Source organism: Achromobacter sp. Marseille-Q4954, from assembly GCF_943737025.1.
Lineage (GTDB): Bacteria > Pseudomonadota > Gammaproteobacteria > Burkholderiales > Burkholderiaceae_B > Achromobacter > Achromobacter bronchisepticus_A.
The window spans coordinates 300,271-318,461 of record NZ_CALSFQ010000002.1; the positions used below are offsets into that span (position 1 = coordinate 300,271).

Below are 18,191 nucleotides of genomic sequence, written 5' to 3' on the forward strand. Positions count from 1 at the left end.
CCTTTTTTTTTCCCGTCAGTGTATGACCCGCGCCGCCTTGCGCGCGCGCTTGACTTCATACATGTGGGTGTCGGCCAGGCGCACGGCGGCTTCGGCGTCCAGGCCGCGCGGGTCCAGCGCCACCACGCCGACGCTGGCGCCTTCGTACGGGACGGTTGCGTCGCCGAGCTGGTAGCGGCCCACGGTGGCGGCGGTGGCGCGCTCTTCCAGGGAACGGGCGGCTTCCTCGGCATCGCCGCGCGGCGCGTGCACGCCATGGGGGCCGTCGCCCGCAGCCAGGGCCGGGCCGGGGCCGATCAGCACGAATTCGTCGCCGCCCATGCGACCCAGCATGTCCGAACCGCGCAGCGCCGCGGAGATGCGGCGCGACACTTCCTGCAGGAACACATCGCCTTGCTGGTGGCCATAGACGTCGTTGATGCCCTTGAAACCGTCCAGGTCGATCACGCCCACCAGCACGCTGCCGCCTTCGCGGATGGCGCGCGCCTGCAGGCGGTCCAGCGCCTCGTAGAGCGCGCGGCGGTTGGGCAGGCCGGTCAGCGCGTCGGTCAGCGCATACGACATGAGCTGGACGTTGGCGGCATGGAGCTGTTCCATCAGCATTTCGCGTTCCAGGAAGCGGGCGATCACGCTGGAGAACAGTTTCAGCACCGATTCGGCCTGCGGCTCGATCCGGTGCTGCGTGGCGCTGGCGGCGCACAGGGTGCCGAACAGCACGCCCTCATCCGTGCGCACCGGCGCGCTCAGATAGGTTTGGATGCCCAGTTGCCGGGCGGCGTCGGAATCCGGCCAGCAGCTGGAGACGTCGCTGGTGCACATGCGGCCTTCGTCCAGCGCGCGTTTGCACAGCGTGTCGTCCCAGGGCACGGAAAGGCCTTCGGGGATTTGCAGTGTTCCAGCGTTGCGCGCGTAGCGGATGCTCTGGAGATCGGCCTTCAGGTCGATGGACGTGAGGTAGGTGGATTCCAGCCCGGTCACCGCGCCCAGCATGTCCAGCAGCGGGCGCGTCAGCTGTTCGACCGACTTGGCCTCGGGCAGGGTGGTCGACAGTTCTGCAAGTATCGGATCCAGCACGGCGTCTCCAGGAAGCATGGGCATATGGGTGGGCATTATGCACGCTGCGCAGCGGCTTGCATGGAACCGTCGCGCAGGACTACCCTGGACTTTCCACACGCGGCGGCCGGGCTCGACGGGTAGCGGCCGCCAGGGAGGCAGGCATGCATCACGCGAGCGAACTGCGCGGCCGGGTGGCCGTGGTGACAGGCGCATCCTCCGGCATCGGCCGGGCCATCGCGATCGGGCTGGCGGCGGCTGGCGCGCAGGTGGTGGTGAATCATCGCGCGGGCGGCGATTCGCAGGGGCGGGCCGCGGCCGTCGCCGAAGCGATCCAGCGGCAGGGCGGTTCGGCCGTCACCGCGGCCGCCGACATCAGCAAGGAGTCCGAGGTGGAGCACCTGTTTGCGCAGGCGCTGCAGCATTACGGGCGGCTGGACATCCTGGTCAACAACGCGGGCATAGAACATCCCGCGCCGATTGCGGACATGACGCTGGCCGACTGGCAGCGCGTCATCGACGTGAACCTGACGGGGCAGTTCCTATGTGCGCGCGCCGCTGCGCGGCAGTTCCAGTCGCAACCGGTCGACCCGGCGCGGCAGAGGCTGGCGGCGGGCAACATCGTTTTCATCAGTTCCGTGCACGAGGCCATACCCTGGGCCTTCCAGGTGAACTACGCGGCATCCAAGGGGGGCGTGTCGATGCTGATGAAATCGCTGGCGCAGGAGCTGGCGCCGGCCCGGATACGCGTCAATTCGATTGCGCCGGGCGCCATACGCACAGCCATCAACCAGCCGGCCTGGGATACGCCGGAAAGCCTGGCCAGGCTGTTGCAGCTGATTCCCTACGGCCGCATCGGCGAACCCGAAGACGTGGCGCGGGCCGCCGTGTGGCTGGCCAGCGACGCGTCCGATTACGTCACCGGCACGACCCTGTTCGTCGACGGCGGCATGACGCTGTATCCCGAATTCCGTGGCGCGGGCTAGGCCATGTCCAAGCCCCTGGAAGACTATGGCCTGATCGGCAATATGCTGTCCGCCGCGCTGGTGGCGCGCGACGGCTCCATCGATTGGCTGTGCCTGCCGCATTTCGATTCGCCCGCCTGCTTCGCGGCGCTGCTGGGCGATGAACGGCATGGACGCTGGCGCATCGCGCCGCACGCTCGGAACTGCACGGTATCGCGCCGCTACGTGCCGGATACCGCGGTGCTGGAAACGCGCTACGAAACCGGCTCGGGCACGGCGCTGCTGTACGACTTCATGCCCTTGAGCGACGACGACGAGCGCGCCGACGTGGTGCGCATCGTGCGCGGCGAATCCGGACACGTGCAGATGGACATGGAGATGGAGCTACGCTTCAACTATGGGCAGGCCGTGCCCTGGGTGCGCCGGCGTGACTATGGCCTGAGCGCCATCGCGGGCCCCGACGCGGTCGAGCTGCACACGCCGGTGGACCTGGCCGGGCACGAACTCACCACCACGGCGCGCTTCACCGTGCATCCGGGCCGGGTGGTGCCGTTCACGCTGTCTTACCACCGTTCGCACCGCACCCCGCATTTCGTGCCGGACCGCGTGGAAAGCATGGACCGCACCATTTCCTGGTGGCAGGAATGGGCCAAGCGCTGCCGCTGGGAGGGCAGCGAGGAAGGGCGCGACGCCGTGGTGCGCTCGCTGATTACCTTGAAGCTGCTGACCTTTCACCCGACCGGCGGCATCATCGCCGCGCCCACGACCTCGCTGCCGGAAGCCCTGGGCGGCAGCCGCAACTGGGACTACCGGCACTGCTGGCTGCGCGATTCGGCGCTGACCTTGTACGCCTTGCTCAATGCAGGCTACCGAGAGGAGGCCGAGGCCTGGCGCCAATGGCTGTTGCGCGCGGTGGCCGGGCATCCCGACCAGTTGCAGATCATGTATGGCATCGCCGGCGAACGCTGGCTGCCCGAACTTGAAATCCCCTGGCTGCCGGGCTATGAGGGCAGCCTGCCGGTGCGCCGCGGCAACGGCGCCGCCGGCCAGAGCCAGCTGGACGTCTATGGCGAACTGATCGAAACCCTGTATGCGGCGCGCGCCGCGGACCTGGCGCCGCTGGCCGAGGCCTGGCGCCTGCAGAACGTGCTGCTGGAGCCGTTGAAGCGCCGTTGGCAGGATCTGGACCACGGCATCTGGGAAGTGCGGGGCGAGCGCCGCGCCTTCACCCATTCGCGCTTGATGTGCTGGGTGGCCTTCGACCGCGCGGTGCAATCCTGCGATCGCTTCGGCCTGCGCGGGCCGCGCGATGAATGGCAGCGCCTGGCCGACCGCATCCGGGCGGACATCTGCAAGCATGGCTACAACCAGGCCCGCGGCAGCTTCGTGCAGAGCTATGGGTCGGACGAGCTGGATGCCAGCCTGCTGCTCATCCCCCAGGTGGGTTTCCTGCCCGCGGACGATCCGCGCGTCACTGGCACGGTGCGCGCTATCGAGCGCGAACTGCTGCGCGACGGCCTGCTGCTGCGCTATTCCAACCAGCATGCCAGCGACGGCTTGCCGGGCGACGAAGGGGTGTTCCTGGCCTGCAGCTTCTGGCTGGCCGACGCCTACGTCATGCAGGGGCGCATCGATGACGCCGAACGCCTGTTCGAGCGGCTGCTGGGGCTGCGCAACGACCTGGGCCTGCTGGCCGAGGAATACGACGTGGCCCGGCGCCGCCTGGTGGGCAACTTCCCGCAAGGGTTCTCGCACATCGGGCTGGTCAATACCGCCTACAACCTGAGCCGCGCCAGCGGTCCGGCGCGTCAGCGTTCCGAGCAGGACGCGCCGCGGGAATAGGCCGCGCAGCGGCGTCCCGCGTTTGCCGGCCCGGTGTATTCTGGCGATCTAACGGTCGCCCCAAGGCGGGCCGAACCGCAGAACAGAGCAGGCCGCGCGTCGGCCGCCACCGCATCCAGGAGAGACAAGCATGCTTTTGACCGAAGAACAGCTCAGCGTCCAGGAAATGGCGCGCCGCTTCGCGCAGGAGCGCCTGGCGCCCAACTCGGAACGCTGGGACCGCGAGCATCACTATCCCGCCGACGCCATCGCCGAAATGGCGCAGCTGGGCTTTTTCGGCATGCTGGTGCCCGAAGCCTGGGACGGCAACGACAGCGGGTATATCTCGTACGCCGTCGCGCTGGAGGAAATCGCGGCTGGCAATGGCGCCTGCTCCACCATCATGAGCGTGCACAATTCGGTCGCCTGCATGCCCATCCTGAAGTTCGGCACCGACGCGCAGAAAGAACGGTTCCTGCGTCCGCTGGCAACGGGCGAGCATATCGGCGGATTTGCGCTGACCGAGCCGCAGGCGGGCTCGGACGCCAGCAGCCTGCACACCCGGGCGCGCCGCGATGGCGACGACTACATCCTGAATGGCGCCAAGCAGTTCATCACGTCGGGGCGCAGCGGCCAGGTCGTGATCGTGTTCGCCGTGACCGACCCGGATGCCGGCAAGCGCGGCATCTCGGCCTTCATCGTGCCTACCGATACTCCGGGCTACAAGGTGCTGAGGGTGGAAGACAAGCTGGGCCAGCATGCTTCCGACACCTGCCAGATCGCGTTCGAGGACATGCGCATTCCGGCGGCCTGCCGGCTGGGCGCGGAGGGCGAGGGCTACAAGATCGCCCTGTCCAACCTGGAGGGCGGGCGCATCGGCATCGCGTCCCAATCCGTGGGCATGGCGCGCGCGGCCTACGAGTGCGCGCGCGACTATGCGCGCGACCGGCAGGCCTTCGGCAAACCCATCATGGAGCATCAGGCGGTCGCGTTCCGCCTGGCCGACATGGCCACGCAGATCCATGCGGCGCGCCAGATGGTGCTGCATGCGGCAGCCTTGCGCGAAGCCGGCAGGCCGGCGCTGACGGAAGCGTCCATGGCCAAGCTGTTCGCCTCCGAGATGGCCGAAAAGGTCTGCTCCGCCGCCATCCAGACGCTGGGCGGCTACGGCTATCTGAAGGATTTTCCGGTCGAGCGCATCTATCGCGACGTGCGCGTCTGCCAGATCTATGAGGGCACCAGCGACATCCAGCGCCTGGTGATCGCCCGGGCCTTGTAAACGGTAGACTAGGCCGGCTGGCGCCGGCCGCGCCGCGCCCACAGCGCGTAGACGATGATGTTGCCCACGATCAGCAAGGCCGCCAGCACGATCTGCGTGCCGCGAGTGATGCCTTCGGGGTAGATCAGCGCCAGCACGTAGTGTTCGATGAAGCCGCCGCCATAGCCTTGCTGGCCGGCCTGCTGGCGCAGCGAAATCTCCAGCGGCGTCAGCGGGCAGATCCAGCCCATGCCTATCACCAGCGCGCCCCAGGCCAGCGCCGGCAGGTGCAGGTAGGCGATCCAGCGCTTCCACAGCGCCAGCAGTCCGCCGAACACCACGAAGGCAACAAAGAGGCCATGCACGGCCAGCACAAGGTCTGCAAGCAGGCGGTAGCTCATGACCGCACCCGGCTCAGGGCTTGAGGTCGCGCAGCAGCTTGGCCAGTTCGGGCGCCGTCATCAGCGACACGCCCTGCGACTTGGCGTATTGCAGCGCATTGTCCGAGACCTCGCCAAGCGCGATGTATATCGCTTCGCGCGCCCCGCGCTTTTCGCGCGCGGCCTGCAGCTCGCGCAGCGGTTCGACGCCGACGCGCGCGGCTTTCCAGCGCTTGGCGCTGACCAGCGCGACGTGGCCGTCCTTGGTCAGCGCGAAATCGGCGCCGGGCAGTTGCAGGCGCTGCACTTCACAGCCGTCGCGGCGAAAGCCCGCTTCGACGGTTTTGGAAAAATCCGCCCAGGACATGCCGGCGGCGGCTTCGGCCACGGCCTGCACCCGCGCGCCCGAGGGCGCGCGCAATTGCTTGTAGGCCGCCATGATGGCGATGACCGCGAACGGCACCGCCGCGAACACGCCCATCGCGGCGTACTCCAGCGGCAGCGCGGCAAAGCCGGCGGCCGACAGCAGCACGGCCACGCCGGCGCTCATCCACCAGGGCGAGCGCAGCAGCACGGCAAAAATGGAGTTCTGGGACATCTTGAGTTTCATGGCGGCTCGCGGTCGGGCGGGTTGTGATGGCTTCAGGCGTCCTGGCCGCCAACGTCGGGGCCGCGCACGACGATGCGCACGTCGCCGCAGGTCACGATCTGGCCGGCGCGGATCTTGGCCGTCTTGCGGCTTTCGACCACGCCGCCCACGCTGACGTGGCCTTCGGCCACCAGCATCTTGCCCGCGCCGCCGCTGTCGCACACGCCGGTCGCCTTGAGCAGCTGGTTTACTTCAATATAGGGGCTGCCTTCGGCCAGCGTGAATTCGATGATGGGCATAGCGAGAGTTTGGTAGAGAGGTGAGGGCGGGGCGCTCAGGCCTGGCCGCCGCCGTTGGCGCCGTCCTGCGCGGGGGCGGGAGGCTCCTGCGCGGCGGGACGGTTGTTGGTGGTTTCGGCGCGAGCCATCCAGGCGATCAGGGACGAACGCATGGCTTCCTCGACCGACATCTGGATGGGCTGGACCCATTCCTGCGGCACGAACACGGTATAGCCGCCGATCATGTAGCCCATCGGCAGGTACACGGCCACGCGCTCGCCCTGGCTGAAGCCTTCGGGCAAGCCTTCCATGTTGCGGCGCGTGACCAGGCCGACCAGTTCCAGCTGTTGGCCAGGCTCGCGCAGGATCACGACCTGCTGGGCGGTGTTCTTGGAACTGGGGGAGAAATAGTCCGCGAAACTCTTCAGCGACGAATAGATGCTCTTGACCACCGGCAGGTTGGTGAACGGCATTTCCAGCAGCACCAGCACGCGCTGCACGCGTTCCTTGGATACGAGGTAGCCGATGGCCAGGATGCCGAGGATGCCCAGCGCCAGGCCCATGCCCGGCACGTAGAACCCGCCGATGAAGGGGCGCAGGAAGGTCAGCGCCACGGCTTCGGTCCACGCCAGGAAGATGTAGAGCAGGTAGATCGTCAGCGCCAGCGGCAGGACCGTGATCAGTCCGCGGAAGAAGTACTTGTAGAGACGGGTCATAGACATAGGCAAATAAATTAGGGTCGGATTGCGCGGCAAAGGCACGCGCCGAGGGGCCGCCAGCATAGCAGCCAGCGCGGACCCGACCGGTAACAATCGGCGTGCGGCCAGCGGAAGCGGCGCGCGCCTAGCGGTCCACGGGCAGGTACAGCGTCTCCTTGATCTCCTCCATGACCACGTAGCTGCGAGATTCGGCGGACGCGGGCAGGCGCTTGAGGATTTCGCCGAGGAGACGGCGGTATTCGTTCATTTCGGTCAGGCGGGCCTTGACCAGATAGTCGAAGTCGCCGGATACCAGATGGCATTCCATGACTTCGGGCACGTACAGCAGCTCTTTCTTGACCTTGTCGAACACGTCGCCGGACTTGGCCGACAGTTTGATCTCCAGGAAGACCAGCAGGTTCTTGCCCAGCGCCGCCGGATTGACGCGCGCATGGTAACCCGTGATGACGCCTTCGCGCTCCATGCGCTTGACGCGGTCGGAGCAGGGGGTGGCGGACAGGCTGATCCGGTCGGCCAGTTCGGTCACGGAAATGCGCCCTTCCCGCTGCAGGATATCCAGGATTTTCAGGTCGATACGGTCTAGCTCGCGCATTTCACTTTTGGCGATCGAAAAACAGGAGGTGGCCGGGAAAAAGCACTGGCAAAGCAAAATCTTCAGTGCTTTTCACTGCTGAGAGGCCCATAGACTACCGAAATTCCTGAACAAAACCAATCACCGGAAAGAATCATGCACGTCATCGTCCTCGGCAGCGGCGTCATCGGCACCACCACCGCCTATTATCTGGCCCTCCAGGGCGCCAAAGTCACGGTGCTGGACCGCCAGCCTTCGGCGGCGCAGGAGACCAGCTACGCCAACGCCGGACAGGTTTCGCCGGGTTATTCCACGCCCTGGGCCGCGCCCGGCATTCCGCTGAAGGCCATCAAGTGGCTGTTCCAGAAGCATGCCCCGCTGGCGATCCGCCTGGACGGCAGCCTGTTCCAGCTGAAATGGATGGCGTCCATGCTGGCCAACTGTTCGGCCGAACGCTACGCGGTGAACAAGGAGCGCATGCTGCGCCTGTCCGAGTACAGCCGCGATTGCCTGCGCGAACTGCGCCAGTCCACCGGCATCCACTACGAAGAGCGCACCCGCGGCACGCTGCAGCTGTTCCGCACCGAGGCCCAGCTGGAAGCCGCCCGCCGCGACATCGCGGTGCTGGAAGAAGTGGGCGTGCCCTACGAACTGCTGGACCGCAATCGCCTGGTGACGGCCGAGCCCGCCCTGGCGCGCTCGCTGCACAAGCTGAGCGGCGGCCTGCGCCTGCCCAATGACGAAACCGGCGACTGCCAGCTGTTCACGACGCGCCTGGCCGAATTGGCCAAGGGTCTGGGCGTGGAGTTCCGTTTCGGCCAGACGGTGTCGGGCCTGAACACGGCCGGCGGCCAGATCACCGGCGTGCGCGTGGGCAATGAAGTGCTGACCGCCGACCGCTATGTCGCCGCCTTCGGCAGCTACACGCGCGATTTCCTCAAGCCGCTGGACCTGGACCTGCCGGTGTATCCGCTCAAGGGTTACTCGCTGACCATCCCCATGGCGGACGAATCGGCCGCGCCGGTTTCGACCATCCTGGATGAAACCTACAAGATCGCCGTGACGCGTTTCGACCAGCGCATCCGCGTGGGCGGCATGGCCGAGATCGCGGGCTTCGATCTGCGCCTGAAGGAGGCCCGCCGCAAGACGCTGGAGCTGGTCGTCAACGACCTGTTCCCGGGTAGCGGCCACGTGGCCCAGGCCGAGTTCTGGACCGGCCTGCGTCCCATGACGCCGGACGGCACCCCGGTGGTCGGCGCGACCCGCTACGGCAACCTGTACCTGAACACCGGCCACGGCACGCTGGGCTGGACCATGGCCTGCGGCTCGGGCAAGCTGGTGGCCGACCAGGTCATGGGCCAGCGTCCCGCCATCCGCACCGATGGCCTGGACCTGTCGCGCTACGACCGCAAGGCCGTGTCCAGCCAGTCGCTGGTGCTGGACGGCAAGAGCGCCTGATTACTGTTTCCTCCCCTCGGCCCAGGCCGCAAGCCTGGCCTGCAGCGGCCCCGCCAGCGCAGAACGCCGGCGGGGCCGCTGTCTTCACGGCTGCTGCGCTTGCGCCAATTGCTCCAGCATGGCCAGCACGGCGGGCTGCGTTTCATCGAGACGCCAGATGCCGCGCAGATCCGACGGGGTCGACGCATGCGTCAGGGGACGGCAAACCAGATTCGGCAATTGCACCTTTCCCAGCGAAGCTGGAACCAGCGACACGCCGAATTCATGCGATACCAGGGTGGCGATCGTCAGCATGTTGCGGACCTTGTGCCGGATATGTGGCGTGAAGCCGGCCTGCAGGCAAAGCGCCAGTATCTTGTCGTAGTAGCCCGGCGAGAAATCCCGGGGAAACAGCACGAAGTCGTCGTGTTGCAACTGCTGCGCGGCGATCGTCTGGAGTCCGGCCAGGGGATGCGTTGCCGGAAGCAGGCAGACGAAGTCCTCGCGGTGCAGTACGCGTGACGCGACGCCGGAGGGCATCACCCGGGGATGCACGATCCCGATATCGATCTGGCCGCGCAGCAGCGCGTCGATTTGTTCGTAGCTGCTGAGTTCGTACAGCACTACCTCGACGTCCGGCCGCGCCACGCAGAAGGCCCGGACGTCGGACGCCAGCCGTGTCAGGAACGACGAGCCCACGAATCCGATATGCACGGCGCCGGCTTCGCCATTGGCGGCGCGCCGCGCCTGTTCCTCGGCGTCGCGCGCCAGCGCCAGCAGTTTCAACGCTTCCCGATAGATCACCTTGCCGGCCTCGGTCAGCGCCACTTCGCGCGTGGTGCGCCGCAGCAGTTCCATGCCTAGCGAGGATTCCAACTGGCGGATGTTGAAGCTGAGGGGAGGCTGGCTGATGGACAGGCGCTTGGCGGCCCTGCCGAAATGCAGCTCCTCGGCGACGGCCACGAAGTAGCGGAGTTGACGCAGATCCATGGAGAGGCTCGCGGACTAGGGGACTCTGACAGGCGGGAAAAGATTGATCCAATATCTGTATGAATAGCACAAAAAAATATATTGGACGAGAAAAATCACGTTGCCAATAATGGGTTTCACCGCGGCGACACGCGGCTATGAATCCGGGCACAGACCCGCGATCGATCCCCCAAGGAGACTCTCGTGCGTATCCCTAGCCTCATCGCGCTGGCCGCCAGCGCATTGCTTGCCGCCAGCGCCGCAAAAGCGCAGGACTATCCCCGCATGCCCATCCGTCTGATCGTGCCGTACTCGGCCGGCGGCATGACCGACGTAGTGGCGCGCGTCATCGGCCAGAAGCTTGGCGAACGGCTGGGCCAGCCGGTGATCGTGGAAAACCGCGCGGGCGCCGCCACCATCATCGGCGCGGAGATGGTGGCCAACGCCAAGCCCGACGGCTACACCTTGCTGGCGGCAACCAACACCACGCTGACGATCAATCCCTGGCTGTACCCGAAATTGCCGTATGACGCGGTCAAGAGCTTTGCGCCGATTGCGCTGGTGGCCAGCACGCCCAGCGTCATCGTCGTCAACCCGAAGGTCCCGGCGCAGACGCTGGCGCAGTTTGTGGGCCTGGCCCAGGCCAAGCCGGGCGAGTTCAGTTATGCCTCGTACGGCGCTGGCTCGACGGCGCACCTGGCCGGCGAGATGCTGCGATCCCGGGCCAGCGTCAATCTCCTGCATGTGCCGTACAAGGGCAGCGCGCCTGCCAAGGCGGCTGTGATGGGCGGCGAAGTCTCCGTCACGTTCGAACCCGCGTTCACGGGCTTGCCGCAGATCCAGGCCGGCAAGCTGACCGCGCTGGCCGTCATGAGCGACAAGCGCTCCGCGGTGCTGCCGCAATTGCCGACCACGGCGGAACTGGGCTACCCGGACATGAGGATGTCCGCGTGGGTCGGCATCCTGGCGCCATCGGGCACGCCGCCGGCCATCGTCAAGTCGCTGAGCGGCGCCATCGAACAGATCATGACCCAGGCCGACGTGCGCGAAGCCCTGCTGCGCACCGGGGGAGAGCCGGTGGGGTACTTCGGCGACGCCTTCAGCGCCTACATGCGCGAGGAAAGCGCGCGCTATGGGCAGGTCATCAAGGACGCGGACATCCGCATCGATTAAAGCGCCGCATCGGCATCGAGGCTCAAGACACATGGCAATCAAACCGTTATCCCATATTCGCGTGCTCGACCTGACCCGCGTGCTGGCAGGGCCCTGGTGCACGCAGAACCTTGCCGACCTGGGCGCGGACGTGATCAAGATCGAACGCCCTGGCGCTGGCGACGATACCCGCGGCTGGGGGCCGCCCTGGATGCCTGATGCGGGAGAGCGGCCGCGCGAGGATTCGGGCTACTACGCGTCGACCAATCGCGGCAAGAAATCCGTGACGGTGGACATTTCCACCGCCGAAGGCCAGGACATCGTCCGCCGGCTGGCGGCGGACTCGGACGTGCTGGTGGAAAACTACAAGGTCGGCACCCTGGCGCGCTATGGATTGAGTTATGAAGACCTGCGCGCCGACAACCCCGCGCTGGTCTATTGCTCGATCACGGGATTCGGGCAGACCGGGCCGTATCGCCACCGGCCGGGGTACGACTTCATTTTTCAGGGCATGGGCGGCTTGATGAGCGTCACCGGCGAGGCCGATGGCCTGCCCGGCGCAGGGCCGCAGAAAGTAGGGGTCGCCGTGGCGGACATCACCACGGGCATGTACGCCAGCCTGGCGATTGCGGCCGCCTTGGCCTGGCGCGAACGCAGCGGGCAGGGGCAGCACATAGACATGGCCTTGCTGGACTGCGTGCTGGCGTTCGGCAGCAACCCCGCCGTGAACTACCTGGTGTCCGGCAAGGCGCCCAAGCGCTATGGCAACGCGCACGCCAACGCAGTGCCATACCAGGTGTTCGACACAGCGGATGGGCGCTTGATCGTGGCCGTGGGCAACGACAGCCAGTTCGCGGCCTATTGCCAGGAGATCCGGCGGCCGGACCTGGCGCAAGACCCGCGCTATGCCAAGGTCAGCGGGCGTCTGACCCATCGCGACACGCTGTTGCCCCTGCTGGCTGAAATCATGAAGACGGATACCAGCGCGGCGTGGCAGCAGCGGCTGGAACTTGCGGGGGTGCCCAGCGGACCGATCAACACCTACTCCGAGACCTTCACCGATCCGCAGGTCGTGCACCGCGGCCTGCGCGTGGATTTGCCCTTGTCGACGGGCGGCACCTGCCCGGGCATCGCCAGCCCCATGCGGTTTTCGGCGACGCCGCTGGACCATGCCGCGGGTCCGCCCGTGTTGGGCGAGCACACAAGAGACGTGCTGACGCAGCGTCTTGGCTACTCGGATGCCGCGCTGACGCATTTGCGCGCTGCCGGCGTCATCTGATTTTCCATTGCCGACGCATGCCCGCGCGCCGCTTCAGGCGCGGCGTCCGTCCACGACCTTCAGGAGCTGTCCATGTCATTTTCAGCCAGATACGATGAATACGTACGCCCGCGTCCGGAGCGCTCTTCGCAGAGCTCCCATTTCCTCGCGCCCGACTGCGCAGGCCTGGATTTCTACGCGTTGGATCGGGGTCTGCAGGACCTGCTGAGGCTGTACCTGCCCGCTGCCGCGCATGCGCAGCTGCTGCCGCAGTTCCAGCGCATGGGGCAATTGGCGGGGGGGCGCCTCAATGCCTTGGCAACCGTGGCGGACAAGTATCCGCCCGTGCTGCACGCGCGCACGCGCTGGGGCGAGGACGAAGACTGGATCGAGTACCACCCGGCCTACCAGGAGATGGAACATATCGCGTTCGCGGATTTCCAGTTCCATGCCATGAGCCATCGCGCCGGCGTGCTGGGCTGCGATGCGCCGCTGCCGCCGGTGGCGAAGTATGCGCTGCAATACTTGTTTGTCCAGGCCGAGTTCGGCCAGATGTGTCCGATCAGCGTATCCGATACCTCGATCCATCTGATCAGGAAATTCGGCAGCCCCGCCCTGAAGGAAAAGCTGCTGCCGCGCATGCTGTCCAGCGACCCAGCCGCGCTCTGGAAGGGAACGCAATTCATGACGGAGAAGACCGGGGGGTCCGACGTGGGTGCCCTGGAAACCGTGGCCCGCCAGACTGACGGGATTTGGCGCCTGTACGGGGAAAAATGGTTCTGCTCGCACACCGACGCGGACATCGCCTTGCTGTTGGCCCGTCCCGAAGGCGCACCGGCGGGCACGCGCGGCTTGGCTCTGTTTGCGATGCCGCGGCGCCTGGAAGACGGCAGCCGCAATGCCTATCGCATCGTCCGGCTGAAGGACAAGCTGGGCACGCGCTCGATGGCCAGCGGCGAGATTCGCCTGGAAGGCGCCCAGGCGTACCTGGTGGGGGAGGCGGACCAGGGACTCAAGCACATGATGGAGCAGGTCAACCTGTCGCGTCTGTCGCACGGCGTGCGCGCGGCGGCAATGATGCGGCGCTGCCTCAACGAGGCCATGCTGGCCGCGCGCCATCGGCGGGCGTTCGGACGCGATGTCATCGGCTATCCGCTGCTGCGCCGCCAGTTGTTGAAACTGTTGACGCCGACGGAAGCGGCGTTGTCCATGGTCATGGCCACGGCCGACATCATGCGGCGGGCGCAGGAGGGCGCCGCGCACGCCGCCCAGGCGCTGCGGCTGCTGACGCCGCTGCTCAAGCTGCGCACGTGCCGGGACAACATCGCCGTGGCAACGGGCGCGATGGAGATACGCGGCGGCAACGGCTACATCGAAGACTTCGTCAATGCCCGGCTGGTGCGCGACGCGCACATAGGCGTGCTATGGGAGGGAACCAGCAACATCAACGCGCTCGACGCGATCCAGCGCGCCGTGCGCAAGGATCGGGCGCACGAGGCCTTGTCGGCCTTGCTGGAGAGCAAGCTGGAGGAGGCGTCCGCCTTGCCCCGCGCCTGGCGCGCAACGGCGCGGGACTGCCTGCGCCGCGCCGTCAGCCTGGCCCAGGCCGTCGGGACGGACGAACAGCATGAGGCGCAGGTGCGCCGCGCGGCATCCGCACTCTATTACGCATCGGCGGCGGTGTTCATGGCCTGGGAGAGCTGCCAGCCCGGGGTGGATGCGCGCCGCCTGCTGCTTGCCGACGCGGTGCTGCGCCACTATCTGCTGCCCGCCGATCCCCTGCGCGACGCCGAGGCGGACGCAGAGACGCAGGGAGACAGGCTGATGCTGCAAACCGAGCCCTTGACGCTGGCGCAGGTTCTGCCGGTGCTGGCTTTGTCATCCTGAGAGGAGCCGCGGCAGGGGTCTTGCTCTTACAATTCCGCGCATGACCCATTTCCTGCACACCGCCGACTGGCAGATCGGCCGACAATACGGCCAGTTTGAAACCGACGACGCCGCCATGCTGGCCGAGGCGCGCTTCGACGTCGTGGCCCGCATCGCCGCGCTGGCGGCCGAACGCGGCGTGGACGCCGTGCTGGTGGCGGGCGACGTGTTCGACACGCAGGGCGTGTCGGACCGCACGATACGCCGGCTGTTCGCGGCCATGGCCGCTTACGCCGGGCCTTGGGTCATGATCGCCGGCAACCATGACGCCGTGCTGGCCGACAGCGTCTGGAGCCGGGCGATGCAGCTGGGCTGCATTCCATCCAACGTGCATGTGCCGCTGCGCACCGGCGTGGTCGATCTGGCGGCGATCAATCTCGCCGTGCTGGCCGCGCCCCTGACGCAACGCCATACCTACGACGACGTGACCCAGGCCTTCGACGCGCTGGAAACCGAAGCCGGCCGCATCCGCGTGGGCCTGGCGCACGGCAGCGTGGCGGGCCGCCTGCCGGACACCATAGACGCCACCAATCCCATCGCCCCGGACCGTGCGGCGCGCGCGCGCCTGGACTACCTGGCGCTGGGCGACTGGCACGGCTGCCTGTCCATCGACGAGCACACCTGGTATGCCGGCACGCCGGAGCAGGACCGCTTTCGCGGCAACGAGCCCGGGTACGCGCTGCATGTGCGCATCGACGCGCCGGGCGCCACGCCCGCCGTCGAGCGGCTGGCCACGGGCAAGTACCGCTGGTCGGCCTGGACGGAAACGCTGAGCCTGCCCTCGGACGCGCAGGCGCTGGCCGCGCGCATGGCAGCGCTGCGTGCGGAAGATGTCCTGCGGCTGGAAGCGCAGGGGCACGTCAACATGGAAACCTGGGAGGCGCTGCAACGCGCCGTGGACCAGGCCGCAGCGCAAGTGCGCGCGCTGTTGCCGGACCTGTCCGGCCTCATGCTGGAACCGGACGAAGCCGACCTGGCTGAACTGCGCGCCAGCGGCTACGTGGGTGAAGTAGCGGCGCAATTGCAGGCGCTGCAGGCCGATCCGGACCAATCCGCGGTCGCTGGCGAGGCATTGCGGCTGCTGCTGCGGTTCCAACGCGAAAGCGCCGCGCCGGGAGCCGCCAAATGAAGCTGTCGCGCATCGCCCTGGAAGAATTCCGCAAGTTCCGCCAGCCCATGGCGCTGGAGGGGCTGCAGGATGGCCTGAACCTGTTCGTGGGCCCGAACGAAGCCGGCAAGAGCACCGTGGCCGCGGCCATCCGTTCCGCCTTTCTCGAACGCTACAGCACCAGCAAGGTCGCCGACCTGGCGCCGCACGGCGAGTCCGGCGCGCGGCCCAGCGTGGAACTGGAGTTCACGCATGCCGGGCACAGCTACGTCCTGAAGAAGCAATTCCTGTCGCGCGCCCGCTGCGAACTGCTGATCGATGGCGGCGCGCAGCGCCTGGACGGCGAAGAAGCCGAAAACGCGCTGGCCGCCTTGCTGGGCTTTGAATTGCCGGGACGCGGCCAGAGCAAGCCGGACCTGGCGGGCATACCCGGCCTGTTGTGGATCCAGCAGGGCGACGGCCAGAACCTGCAGGAAGCGGCCGGCCATGCGGGCGCGCATCTGCGCGAAGCCTTGACGCAACTGTCCGGCGAACTGGCTTCGGGCGATGGCGACCGCCTCTACGAGCGCGTGGCCGCTGAGCGCGGCGCGCTGCTGGACGCGCGCAATGGCCGCCCCAAGGGCGCCTACAAGGAAGCCGAGGACGCGCTGGCGCGCGCCGCGGCCGAACGCGACGAATGCGCGCAGGCCATGGCGCAACTGAACGCCGACGTGGATCGCCTGGCCGAATTGCGTCGCGACCACGAGCGCGCCCAGGCCGGCGAACCCTGGAAGGACTTCGAGGCCAAGGCGGCCGAAGCGCGCGCGCGCCTGGCCGCGCTGGCCAAGGAGCGCGAAGCCTTCGACGGTCTGCGCCGCGAACAGGCGCAGGCCGCGCAGACGCTGGCGCTGTTGCAGGACCAGGTCCGGCGCGACCAGCAGGACGAGGCCGAACTCCAAGCCCTGGTCCACGAGGCCCGCGCCGCGCGCGCCCGGGTCGAGGCCGCGCGCGAACCGCTGGCGCGAGCCCAACAGCAGCGCCAGGCGCATGCCGCCGCGATGGACGCAGCGCGCCAGCGCGTCACCGCGGTGCAGGCCGTGGCCGACCGGCGCGACCTGGAGCATCAACTGGTCCAGCTGGGCGCGGAGATCGAACGCCTGGACGGCGCATTGAATGAAGTCACCGCATTGATCGAGCAGGGCTCCGCGCTCAAGGCCGAGACCATGCGTCTCGAAATCGCCGACGCCGACATGGAAGCCTTGCGCAAGCGCGAACGCGAACTGGCCAATCTGCAATTGCAGCAGCAGGCCAGCGCCACGCGCCTGTCCTATCAGCTGGAAGCGGGCGGCCGGGCGCTGTTGGACGGCCGGATGCTGAGCGGCGCCGACGAGGTCTTGCTGACGGCCGCCGCCGAACTGGAACTGCCGGGCGTCGGGCGCTTGCGCATCGAGCCGGGCGGCAAGGACCTGCCCGCGCTCAAGCGCGAAATCGACGCGGCCCGGGCGGCCAGCGCGGCCTTGCTGCAACGCCTGGACGTCGAAAGCCTGGCGCAGGCCGAGCAACGCCATGCCCGCTACGGCGCCTTGCTGCGCGAACTGGAAGGCATGCGCAAGACGCTGGGCATCCATGCGCCCAAGGGCGTGGACGTGTTGCGGGGCCAGCGCGATGACGCGCTGGCGCGCCGCGCGCAATTGCAGGAACGACTGGACAAGCTGCCGGCTGCGCCCGCAGCGGACGGCGGCGATCTGCCCGCGGCGCTGCAGTCCCTGCGTGAAGCCGAGGCGGTTGCGGCGCAGGCCGAAACCGCGCTGGCCGCCGCGCAGCGCGCCATGGATACCGACGGCGCGCGCGCCCAATTGCTGGAAAACCAGGCGGCGGCGCGCAATGCCGAACTTCAATCACCGGAGCGCGCAGCGCAACGGCAGGCCCGCGCGGGCCGGCTTGCCGAAGCGCGCAGCAGCCACGACGAGCTGGAGCGCCGCGTGCGCGACGCGCAGGCGGCATTGGCTGGCCACCGCCCCGAACTGGTCGAACAGGATGTGCAGCGGTACGAGAAGTCCGCCGCCATCGAGCGCGAGGCGCAGCACAAGCGCCACGGCGAAATCCTGCAGTTGCAAGGCAAGCTGGACCAGGCGGGCGCCCAGGGGCTGGGCGAACGCCTGTCCGAGGCCGAGGCCGCCTGCGAACGCCTGGAACGGCGGCGCGCCGACTTCGCCCGCCGCGCCGCTGCGCTGGAACTCCTGCAAAAGCTGCTGGCGGACAAGCGCGCCGCGGCCACGCAACGCCTGCAGGCGCCGCTGGCGCGCCGGCTGAACCACTACCTGGCGCTGCTGTTCCCCGAAGCCGACCTGCGGCTGGACGATGCCTTGTTGCCCATGGCGTTGCGCCGCGCCGGTGGCGAGGACCAGCTGTCCGCGCTCAGCTTCGGCACGCGCGAACAGCTGGGCATCCTGGCCCGCTTCGCCTATGCCGACCTGCTGCGCGAAGCAGGTCGGCCGACGCTGCTGCTGCTCGACGACGCGCTGGTCCACACGGACGACATGCGGCGCGACTTCATGAAGCGCGCGCTATTCGACGCGGCCACGCGGCATCAGATCCTGATGTTCACCTGCCATGGCGAAGCATGGCGCGACATGGGCGTGGAGCAGCGGCGCATCGCTTGACCGCGCCGCGCGCAGCCGGTAGGCTACGCCCCATGCCTGACCACACGCCCTTCGCCGATTTCGCA

The 18,191-nt window shown here is 67.7% G+C and carries 16 protein-coding genes; 9 read left to right on the forward strand and 7 right to left on the reverse strand.

Going from position 1 to position 18,191, the window contains the following annotated elements:
- Positions 1 to 15 precede the first annotated feature (15 nt).
- On the reverse strand, positions 16 to 1,092 hold the full coding sequence (locus NGK62_RS19440; RefSeq protein WP_251879909.1) for a sensor domain-containing diguanylate cyclase: 1,077 nt from the start codon (positions 1,090 to 1,092) through the stop codon (positions 16 to 18).
- A gap of 125 nt (positions 1,093 to 1,217) precedes the next feature.
- Between NGK62_RS19440 and NGK62_RS19445 the strand changes: the two genes are divergently transcribed.
- From NGK62_RS19445 to NGK62_RS19455, 3 genes are all read left to right on the forward strand, one after another.
- Positions 1,218 to 2,039, forward strand: a complete 822-nt coding sequence (locus tag NGK62_RS19445; RefSeq protein ID WP_251879911.1) for a glucose 1-dehydrogenase — start codon at positions 1,218 to 1,220, stop codon at positions 2,037 to 2,039.
- A gap of 3 nt (positions 2,040 to 2,042) precedes the next feature.
- Positions 2,043 to 3,860, forward strand: a complete 1,818-nt coding sequence (locus tag NGK62_RS19450) for a glycoside hydrolase family 15 protein (protein WP_059380045.1) — start codon at positions 2,043 to 2,045, stop codon at positions 3,858 to 3,860.
- A 130-nt stretch (positions 3,861 to 3,990) separates the two neighbouring features.
- Positions 3,991 to 5,118: an acyl-CoA dehydrogenase family protein gene (locus tag NGK62_RS19455; protein ID WP_251879913.1), complete on the forward strand. Its 1,128-nt coding sequence runs from the start codon at positions 3,991 to 3,993 to the stop codon at positions 5,116 to 5,118.
- Between the two features lie 8 nt (positions 5,119 to 5,126).
- On the opposite strand, the gene NGK62_RS19460 is transcribed toward NGK62_RS19455, so the two are convergent.
- The 5 genes from NGK62_RS19460 to NGK62_RS19480 form a co-directional block, all read right to left on the reverse strand.
- Positions 5,127 to 5,498 (reverse strand): DUF2784 domain-containing protein, encoded by a 372-nt coding sequence (locus tag NGK62_RS19460; protein WP_251879915.1) that lies wholly within the window; start codon positions 5,496 to 5,498, stop codon positions 5,127 to 5,129.
- Positions 5,499 to 5,511: 13 nt separating this feature from the next.
- Positions 5,512 to 6,087, reverse strand: a complete 576-nt coding sequence (locus NGK62_RS19465; protein ID WP_059380048.1) for a restriction endonuclease — start codon at positions 6,085 to 6,087, stop codon at positions 5,512 to 5,514.
- A gap of 32 nt (positions 6,088 to 6,119) precedes the next feature.
- On the reverse strand, positions 6,120 to 6,365 hold the full coding sequence (locus NGK62_RS19470; protein ID WP_251879917.1) for an RNA-binding S4 domain-containing protein: 246 nt from the start codon (positions 6,363 to 6,365) through the stop codon (positions 6,120 to 6,122).
- Positions 6,366 to 6,400: 35 nt separating this feature from the next.
- Positions 6,401 to 7,060: a DUF502 domain-containing protein gene (locus tag NGK62_RS19475; protein WP_251880907.1), complete on the reverse strand. Its 660-nt coding sequence runs from the start codon at positions 7,058 to 7,060 to the stop codon at positions 6,401 to 6,403.
- Positions 7,061 to 7,187: 127 nt separating this feature from the next.
- The gene (locus NGK62_RS19480; protein WP_013394098.1) at positions 7,188 to 7,655 is read right to left on the reverse strand and encodes an Lrp/AsnC ligand binding domain-containing protein; all 468 of its coding nucleotides are present in this window, start codon (positions 7,653 to 7,655) and stop codon (positions 7,188 to 7,190) included.
- A gap of 135 nt (positions 7,656 to 7,790) precedes the next feature.
- On the opposite strand from NGK62_RS19480, the gene NGK62_RS19485 reads away from it, so the two are divergent.
- The gene (locus NGK62_RS19485; protein ID WP_251879919.1) at positions 7,791 to 9,092 is read left to right on the forward strand and encodes a D-amino acid dehydrogenase; all 1,302 of its coding nucleotides are present in this window, start codon (positions 7,791 to 7,793) and stop codon (positions 9,090 to 9,092) included.
- Between the two features lie 84 nt (positions 9,093 to 9,176).
- On the opposite strand, the gene NGK62_RS19490 is transcribed toward NGK62_RS19485, so the two are convergent.
- Positions 9,177 to 10,061: a LysR substrate-binding domain-containing protein gene (locus NGK62_RS19490; RefSeq protein ID WP_251879921.1), complete on the reverse strand. Its 885-nt coding sequence runs from the start codon at positions 10,059 to 10,061 to the stop codon at positions 9,177 to 9,179.
- Positions 10,062 to 10,244: 183 nt separating this feature from the next.
- Here NGK62_RS19490 and NGK62_RS19495 point away from each other — a divergent pair, with 183 nt between their 5' ends.
- The 5 genes from NGK62_RS19495 to NGK62_RS19515 all read left to right on the forward strand — a co-directional run bounded on the left by NGK62_RS19495 (position 10,245) and on the right by NGK62_RS19515 (position 18,126).
- A complete protein-coding gene (locus NGK62_RS19495) occupies positions 10,245 to 11,213 on the forward strand; it encodes a Bug family tripartite tricarboxylate transporter substrate binding protein (protein ID WP_059380053.1) in 969 nt (322 codons plus the stop codon).
- Between the two features lie 31 nt (positions 11,214 to 11,244).
- Entirely contained in the window at positions 11,245 to 12,471 is a 1,227-nt protein-coding gene (locus tag NGK62_RS19500) for a CaiB/BaiF CoA transferase family protein (RefSeq protein WP_251879923.1), read from the forward strand.
- Between the two features lie 72 nt (positions 12,472 to 12,543).
- Positions 12,544 to 14,337 (forward strand): acyl-CoA dehydrogenase family protein, encoded by a 1,794-nt coding sequence (locus NGK62_RS19505; RefSeq protein WP_251879925.1) that lies wholly within the window; start codon positions 12,544 to 12,546, stop codon positions 14,335 to 14,337.
- A 40-nt stretch (positions 14,338 to 14,377) separates the two neighbouring features.
- A complete protein-coding gene (locus NGK62_RS19510) occupies positions 14,378 to 15,505 on the forward strand; it encodes a metallophosphoesterase family protein (RefSeq protein WP_251879927.1) in 1,128 nt (375 codons plus the stop codon).
- The gene (locus NGK62_RS19515) at positions 15,502 to 18,126 is read left to right on the forward strand and encodes an AAA family ATPase (protein WP_059380057.1); all 2,625 of its coding nucleotides are present in this window, start codon (positions 15,502 to 15,504) and stop codon (positions 18,124 to 18,126) included. Before NGK62_RS19510 ends, NGK62_RS19515 begins: the two co-directional genes overlap by 4 nt.
- Positions 18,127 to 18,191 lie beyond the last annotated feature (65 nt).

What these genes read in the sequence shown, in the direction of transcription:
- NGK62_RS19445 (WP_251879911.1), top strand. Translation starts at nt 1,218, where the DNA reads ATGCATCACGCGAGCGAACTGCGCGGCCGGGTGGCCGTGGTGACAGGC.
- NGK62_RS19500 (WP_251879923.1), top strand. Translation starts at nt 11,245, where the DNA reads ATGGCAATCAAACCGTTATCCCATATTCGCGTGCTCGACCTGACCCGC.
- NGK62_RS19455 (WP_251879913.1), top strand. Translation starts at nt 3,991, where the DNA reads ATGCTTTTGACCGAAGAACAGCTCAGCGTCCAGGAAATGGCGCGCCGC.
- NGK62_RS19510 (WP_251879927.1), top strand. Translation starts at nt 14,378, where the DNA reads ATGACCCATTTCCTGCACACCGCCGACTGGCAGATCGGCCGACAATAC.
- NGK62_RS19475 (WP_251880907.1), bottom strand. Translation starts at nt 7,060, where the DNA reads ATGACCCGTCTCTACAAGTACTTCTTCCGCGGACTGATCACGGTCCTG.
- NGK62_RS19460 (WP_251879915.1), bottom strand. Translation starts at nt 5,498, where the DNA reads ATGAGCTACCGCCTGCTTGCAGACCTTGTGCTGGCCGTGCATGGCCTC.
- NGK62_RS19505 (WP_251879925.1), top strand. Translation starts at nt 12,544, where the DNA reads ATGTCATTTTCAGCCAGATACGATGAATACGTACGCCCGCGTCCGGAG.
- NGK62_RS19470 (WP_251879917.1), bottom strand. Translation starts at nt 6,365, where the DNA reads ATGCCCATCATCGAATTCACGCTGGCCGAAGGCAGCCCCTATATTGAA.
- NGK62_RS19465 (WP_059380048.1), bottom strand. Translation starts at nt 6,087, where the DNA reads ATGAAACTCAAGATGTCCCAGAACTCCATTTTTGCCGTGCTGCTGCGC.
- NGK62_RS19450 (WP_059380045.1), top strand. Translation starts at nt 2,043, where the DNA reads ATGTCCAAGCCCCTGGAAGACTATGGCCTGATCGGCAATATGCTGTCC.
- NGK62_RS19490 (WP_251879921.1), bottom strand. Translation starts at nt 10,061, where the DNA reads ATGGATCTGCGTCAACTCCGCTACTTCGTGGCCGTCGCCGAGGAGCTG.
- NGK62_RS19485 (WP_251879919.1), top strand. Translation starts at nt 7,791, where the DNA reads ATGCACGTCATCGTCCTCGGCAGCGGCGTCATCGGCACCACCACCGCC.
- NGK62_RS19515 (WP_059380057.1), top strand. Translation starts at nt 15,502, where the DNA reads ATGAAGCTGTCGCGCATCGCCCTGGAAGAATTCCGCAAGTTCCGCCAG.
- NGK62_RS19440 (WP_251879909.1), bottom strand. Translation starts at nt 1,092, where the DNA reads ATGCTTCCTGGAGACGCCGTGCTGGATCCGATACTTGCAGAACTGTCG.
- NGK62_RS19480 (WP_013394098.1), bottom strand. Translation starts at nt 7,655, where the DNA reads ATGCGCGAGCTAGACCGTATCGACCTGAAAATCCTGGATATCCTGCAG.